Genomic DNA, 6,620 nt, shown 5'->3' on the forward strand with positions numbered 1-6,620 from the left:
ACGAGCGCCGTCACGCCTACGTCCGCGATGTTGACCCCACCGTCGAGCGATCCCGCCTGAACCGAGGGACCTTCGAGCAGGACGAAGACGGTCCGGTGTTCGGGGATGTCCTTCCCATGCCCGCGCTCGGACCCGCCGTGGTCCGTCGTCACGATGACCAGCCAATCTTCGTCGGCGTAGGTCGGACGGTTTCGCACTGCGCCGACGATCCGCCCAACATGACCATCGGTCTCAGACAGTTGGCGGAGGTAGCCGGGCGACTCCGGGCTGTACGTGTGCGAATGCCCGGCGGCGTCTGGTTGATCCAGTTGCACGAACACGAGATCGGGGTCGTCGTCGTGCAGGAGCTCCACGACTGCATCCGCGACGAGCTCGTCCGGCTTGACGGAGATCAGCGTGTCCGCCTCGCGGATGATGCTGTCGTTGATCGGGCCCCAGTTCACGACAGACGCCGTCCGCGCATGCGGAATATGGGCACGCACTCGGTCGAACACCGTCGGGTACCGGTCGTACCGAGCGCCGTCGAATGAGTTGTCCACCACGCCGTGCTTCTCGGGTTCCACACCGGTCAAGAGGCTCGTCCAGGCGGGCCCGCTGACCGTGATGGCGCAGGTCTGAGCCGTGGGCGTGTAGGCTCCGCCTGCGATCAGCGCGTCGATGTGGGGAGTCGATGCCGCCGCGAGGGCGTCGGGTCGCACGCCGTCCAGCCCAATGATGATCGTCTTGCGTCGCATGGGCTCCATCTCGAAATGCAGGTTCGGTGAGCCGGGCACGACGCGATGATTCCACAGCCGGGGCCTCCGGGCAACGATGCCAAGCGAGCATCGACAGTGCGGGCAGGCGGCAAGACACGTGACGACTTCCCCGCTGTCTGATAGGCTCTCCGACACAGTCGGATCTGCGGATATCTGGAGGAACCCATGCCGCATCAGCGCGCACGCCGACCCAACGTCATCGTGTTCTTCACGGATCAGCAGCGCTGGGACACGACGGGATTGCACGGCAATCCGATGGGGCTGACCCCGAATCTCGATCGTATGGCGATTCGCGGCACGCACGTCGCCAACTCGTTCACCTGTCAGCCGGTCTGCGGTCCCGCTAGGTCCTCGCTGCAGACGGGTCTGTACGCGACGTCCACCGGGTGTTTCCGAAACGGCATCCCTCTGTCGGGAGAGAGTAGGACGCTGGCTCACTACTTCGGCGACGCCGGGTACGCCACGGGATACATCGGCAAGTGGCATTTGGCGGACCGCGACCCGGTTCCACCCGAAGGGCGAGGAGGATACGACTACTGGCTCGCGTCCAACGTTCTCGAGTTCACGTCCGACGCGTACGATACCGTGATGTACGACGGCGACTGCCGCGAGGCCCGACTGCCAGGGTACCGAGTCGATGCCTTGACAGACGCCGCCATTCGGTACGTTGACGCCCACCGATCCGACCCGTTCTTTCTCTTCGTCTCCTACCTGGAGCCTCATCACCAGAACCACCTGGACGACTATCCGCCGCCAGACGGCTACCGCGAACGGTACACGGGCGGGTGGATACCGGCGGACCTCGCGGCGCTGGGTGGCTCGACACACCAACACATCGCTGGCTACTACGGCATGGTCAAGCGGCTCGACGAGGCTCTCGGTCGGTTGCTGGACGCACTACGGAGCCTTCGCCTGCTCGATGACACGATCGTACTGTTCACGTCCGACCACGCGAACCACTTCAAGACCCGCAACGGCGAGTACAAGCGGTCGTGCCACGACAGCTCGATCCGCGTTCCTACGGCGCTCCAAGGACCGGGGTTCGACGGAGGCGGAACCATTCACCAGCTCGTCAGCTTGGTAGACCTGCCGCCCACGCTGCTGGACGCCTCCGGAATGCCCGTGCCCGAGGCGATGCAGGGGCGCTCCATCCTTCCGCTGACCAAGGGCGACACCGAAGGTTGGTCGGACGACGTGTTCATCCAGATCAGCGAGTCGCAAGTCGGCAGAGCGATCCGCACGAAGCGCTGGAAGTACTCCGTCAGCGCCCCGGACAGGCAGGGCTGGCAGCACGCCGGTTCCGACACGTACACGGAGGAGTTCCTCTACGACATACAGCATGACCCGTACGAGCTCGCAAACCTGATCGGTCTCGAGTCGCATCAGGACGTCGCCGAGGTGATGCGGGCGCGGCTGCTCCGACGGATGGCGGAGGTAGGCGAAGCGGCTCCTGAGATCACTCCAGCCCCGGTGCGGCGAAGCGGACAACGTCGCGTGAGGCCTGAGGAAGCGCGGGCGTAGCGCGTCCGACCTGCGTCACATGTCGAGGAGCGGGCGGCGAGCCCGTGCGACCCCATGCGTCTGCGCGTCCTCATCCCTCTCGTGCTGCTCATCCCGATCAACTCCGTCTGGATGATGCGCGCCTCGTTGTGGAACGCTGGCTACCCGACGACGGTCTCGCTCTACTACAACTGCATTCTGTATCTGTTCGTGCTGGTCGTCGCGAACGGACTGGCATCGCGGCTTTCGCCCCGCCGGGCCCTGTCTCCTCGCGATATCACGACCATCTATGCCGGCATCGCCGTCGCGTCGGCGATCAACGGACTGGACATGCTCCAGTTGATCGGATCGCTGGTCGCGGGTCCCCATGCGCTCGCAACGCCTGAGAACGACTGGCTGGGGCTCTTCGGGAAATACCTGCCGGCGTGGGGCATTGTCGCTGATCGCGGGGCACTCACCCATTACGTTGCGGGAGAGTCGACGTTCTACATGATGGCGCACATCCGCGCATGGCTCTCGCCAGTGCTGGCGTGGAGCGCCTTCACGATCTGCCTGTGCCTGATGATGCTGGGCATGACTCTCCTTCTGAACGCGCGCTGGGTCGCGCACGAGCGGCTGAGCTTCCCCGTCATTCAACTGCCTCTCGCGATGGTGGAAGGGAGCCTGTTTCGGGCTCCCGTCATGTGGGTCGGCTTCGCGGTCGGCGCGATCATGGCGACGATGAACGGGCTCCATTTCTTCTATCCGATGATCCCGACGGTCGGGAGACCGATCGACCTGTCACGGTTGTTCACGGAGAAGCCACTCAACGCCATCGACTGGCTTCCGGTCGCGGCGCATCCGTTCGCGGTCGGGCTCGGCTTCCTGATTCCCTTGGAGCTTTCGTTCTCGTGCTGGTTCTTCTACTTCTTCTGGAAGCTGGAACGCGTCGCCGCTGCCGCCAGCGGGATCCGCGCCACCGGATTCCCGTTCATCGACGAGCAGACGACCGGCGCATACATCGCGTTCGGGGCGGTCAGCCTGTGGTCGGCACGTCACGAAGTGAAGCGCGCTCTGAGATTCCGCAGCTCGGATCGGGACGGGGACGGCTCCGCCCGCATGGGCGCGGTTGCGCTCGTACTGGGAACCGTGGGCGTCGGCATCTTCTCGGCGAGGGCAGGTCTGCTGCCGGTGGCGTTCCTGCTCTTCTTCGGTTTCTATGCGCTTCTGTCAGTAGCCATCGGCAGGCTCCGCGCCGAGTTGGGAGCCCCGGTGCACGACCTCCACTTCGCCGGGCCCGAACGGATGATGGTCTCCGTGCTCGGATCGCGGTTTGCGAATCCGCGCGAGATGACCGTGCTCTCGATGTTCTGGTTCTTCAATCGGGCGTATCGGAGCCACCCGATGCCGACGATCCTCGAAGGCTACAAGCTCGCGGATCGAGTGGACAGCGACAGTCGGCGGCACACGACCGCCATCGTCGTGGCGATTGTGCTCGGCACACTGGCGGGGTTCTGGGGACACCTCCACTCGGCGTACCGGTTCGGAACCTCCACCCGCTTCTGGCCCGCAAACGAGGCGTATGGCAGGCTCGCCCGTTGGCTGGACACGCCGACGGGGTTCGATCCGTCCATGGCGGGAGCGTACGGCGTCGGGGCGCTCGTGGTGATCTTGCTGAGCGTGGCGCGCACGCGGTTCCTGTCGTTCCCATTCCACCCGGTTGGGTTCGTCGTATCCAGCAGTTGGGGCATGAACCCCTTCTGGTTCTCCATCTTCATCAGTTGGGCGATCAAGTCGATGTTGCTGCGAACCGGCGGCATCGGTCTCTATCGGAGAGTCGTACCCTTGTTCCTGGGAGCCATACTAGGGGAGTTCCTCGCCGACGCCGGGTTCGGGATCGCTGGCACGCTGCTCCGCGTGCCGACGTACTTGTGGTACGGCTAGCTCGCCAACCCCCGGGCGGCGAAGATTTCGAAGCGCTCTCGGACCTGCTCCGGCGATGCCGTGCCGGTGACGCCGATCTGCTGAATCGTGATGGACGCGACCATGTTGCCCATCGCCGCCGCATCGACATGCGACGCCCCGGCGCACAAGGCGACGACGATGCCCGCCGTCGTTGAGTCGCCCGCCCCGACGATGTCGATGGGGCCCTCCGCGCTGATGGTCGGCACGTGAGTGCTGGAACCATCGGCGTAGACGAGGAGCCCGGCTTCGCCGAGGGTGACGAACATCGGCTTGCCGGTGCGCGCCGCGAGCGTTGCCGCGCAGTCCCTCACCCGTTCCTGTGAGGCATCCGCAGGCGTGCCCGGTCGCACGGCTTCGACGACTTCCCTTTGGTTGGGCTTGATGACGATATTGCGGAACTCGGCGATGTGCGCGCGCGAGTCGCCGAAGAAGACGACGTCCGGGAACGCCGACGCGGTTCGCGCGATCTCGTCCCTCACGCGGTCCGTCACGACGCCATAGTTCCGTTCCGACACCTGGTCGAGGACGATCACGGCATCGACCTGTGAAGCCATTCCCCGCATCGCATCGATCACGGCGTCTTCCAGGTCGCCGGGCGTCGTCGAGCGGTTCTTGATGTCTTGTCGGTTCAACTCCTCTTCGGAACCGTCCGGCAGGCGGCGCATCGGCTTCGTGTACGTCGGCGTGACGCGCATTTCGGTCTCGATCAGCGCGTCGATCCGTACGCGTCGATCCGCCAGCCCCTTTTTCAGCTCGTATCCCTCTCCGTCTCGACCGATGATCCCAACCGCGTGGATCGTGCCGACGCCGAGCGCGCTCAGGTTCGACGTCACCGTCCCTGCCGCGCCGGGGTACAGCCGCTTCGCGACGACCTGGTGCGCCTCGAGCCCCGTTTCGACCGATGGTTCTCCGAGCTCCGGGTCGATAATCAGGTACTTGTCCAGGAAGAAGTCCCCGACGACGGCGATTTGGAGCTTTGGAAGGCAGTTCAGGACGTGCTCGAGTGTGTTCCGATCCATCGCGCGGTCTCCATCGGCTCTGTGCGGCGGTCTACGAAGCCTCGATCCTACACGGCTTCAGCGTTCGTTGCGAGGTCGTTCGCGCAGCCGGATCGTCGCCAGATGCTTGTGCGCTCTGAAGGGCGCGTGCTAGTATTGGCACGGGATCGAATCGGATTCCGATGCATCCCGTGAAGACACCGGAGAACGCCTTGAGCACGACGAGGAGTGTTCGGTGAGCCAATACTCCACGACTAGCCCTCCCGATGACGGCAACCCGATCACGTTGGTCGAATCTGGATTGAGCGTCCCCGATAACCCGATCATCCCGTTCATACGCGGCGACGGCACAGGGCCCGACATCTGGCGGGCATCGGAGCGCGTGTTCAACGCCTCCGTGGAGAAGGCGTACGGCGGCGCCCGCCGCATCGCCTGGATGGAGGTCTTCGCCGGAGAGACGTCCTTCCAGAAGTTCGGGACGTGGCTGCCTGACGACACTGTGGAGGCGTACCGCGAGTTCCTCGTCGGAATCAAGGGACCCCTGACGACGCCCGTCGGCGGCGGCATCCGGTCGCTGAATGTCGCGTTACGCCAGATGCTCGACCTCTACGTCTGCCTTCGCCCGGTGCGATGGTTCTCCGGCGTTCCTTCGCCGGTGAAGCGGCCCGACAAGGTGGACATGGTCATCTTCCGCGAGAACACCGAAGACATCTACGCCGGCATCGAGTACCGCGCCGGAACGCCGGAGGCGGCGAAGGTTCTCGACTTCCTCCGTCAGGAGTTCCCCAAGGACTTCTCCAAGGTCCGGTTCGGCGGCGATGCCTTCGGATCGGTCGGCATCGGGCTCAAGCCTGTCAGCCAGCCAGGAACGGAACGGCTGGTACGGTCTGCCATCGAGTACGCCCTGCGGCACAGGCGTCAGAGCGTGACGCTCGTGCACAAGGGCAACATCATGAAGTTCACCGAGGGCGCGTTCCGCGACTGGGGCTACGAGCTCGCCGAGCGCGAGTTCGGCGACCAGACGTACACCTGGGCTCAGTGGAACCGCACCATCGAAGCGAAGGGCGAAGACGCCGCGAACGCAGAACAGACGGCTGCTCTCAAGGCGGGCAAGCTGCTGATCAAAGACGCCATCGCGGACATCGCCCTCCAGCAGGTGCTGACTCGTCCCGATGAGTTCGACGTTATCGCGACGCTGAACCTGAACGGCGACTACCTGTCCGACGCGCTCGCCGCACAGGTCGGCGGCATCGGGATTGCGCCGGGCGGGAACATCAACTACGTCACGGGTCACGCCATTTTCGAAGCCACGCACGGAACCGCACCCAAATACGCGAATCAAGACCGCGTGAACCCGTGCAGCGTCATTCTCTCCGGAGTGATGATGTTCGAGCACCTCGGTTGGACGGAAGCGGCGGAGCTC

The 6,620-nt window shown here is 64.6% G+C and carries 5 protein-coding genes; 3 read left to right on the forward strand and 2 right to left on the reverse strand.

The window, feature by feature from the left end; genetic code table 11:
- Nucleotides 1–929, reverse strand: a 929-nt coding sequence (locus tag FJZ36_17225; GenBank protein MBM3216642.1) for a hypothetical protein, incomplete at its 3' end; no start/stop codon positions are given.
- Between FJZ36_17225 and FJZ36_17230 the strand changes: the two genes are divergently transcribed.
- Together FJZ36_17230 and FJZ36_17235 are read left to right on the forward strand one after the other, a co-directional pair.
- Complete coding sequence (locus FJZ36_17230) at nucleotides 921–2,276, forward strand: DUF4976 domain-containing protein (GenBank protein ID MBM3216643.1); 1,356 nt, start codon at nucleotides 921–923, stop codon at nucleotides 2,274–2,276. The two genes, FJZ36_17225 and FJZ36_17230, sit on opposite strands and share 9 nt — an antisense overlap.
- A gap of 54 nt (nucleotides 2,277–2,330) precedes the next feature.
- A complete protein-coding gene (locus FJZ36_17235; GenBank protein MBM3216644.1) occupies nucleotides 2,331–4,178 on the forward strand; it encodes a hypothetical protein in 1,848 nt (615 codons plus the stop codon).
- Here the strand turns inward: FJZ36_17235 and FJZ36_17240 are convergent.
- A complete protein-coding gene (locus FJZ36_17240) occupies nucleotides 4,175–5,218 on the reverse strand; it encodes a carbohydrate kinase (protein ID MBM3216645.1) in 1,044 nt (347 codons plus the stop codon). The genes FJZ36_17235 and FJZ36_17240 overlap by 4 nt on opposite strands.
- Before the next feature lie 214 nt (nucleotides 5,219–5,432).
- Between FJZ36_17240 and FJZ36_17245 the strand changes: the two genes are divergently transcribed.
- A partial coding sequence (locus tag FJZ36_17245) for an NADP-dependent isocitrate dehydrogenase (protein MBM3216646.1) occupies nucleotides 5,433–6,620 on the forward strand: 1,188 nt, incomplete at its 3' end.

Source organism: Candidatus Poribacteria bacterium, assembly GCA_016866785.1.
In the GTDB taxonomy this organism is placed as follows: domain Bacteria; phylum Poribacteria; class WGA-4E.

Excerpts from the sequence above, each read along its gene's own strand:
- FJZ36_17235 (MBM3216644.1), top strand. The coding sequence starts at position 2,331 with ATGCGTCTGCGCGTCCTCATCCCTCTCGTGCTGCTCATCCCGATCAAC.
- FJZ36_17230 (MBM3216643.1), top strand. The coding sequence starts at position 921 with ATGCCGCATCAGCGCGCACGCCGACCCAACGTCATCGTGTTCTTCACG.
- FJZ36_17240 (MBM3216645.1), bottom strand. The coding sequence starts at position 5,218 with ATGGATCGGAACACACTCGAGCACGTCCTGAACTGCCTTCCAAAGCTC.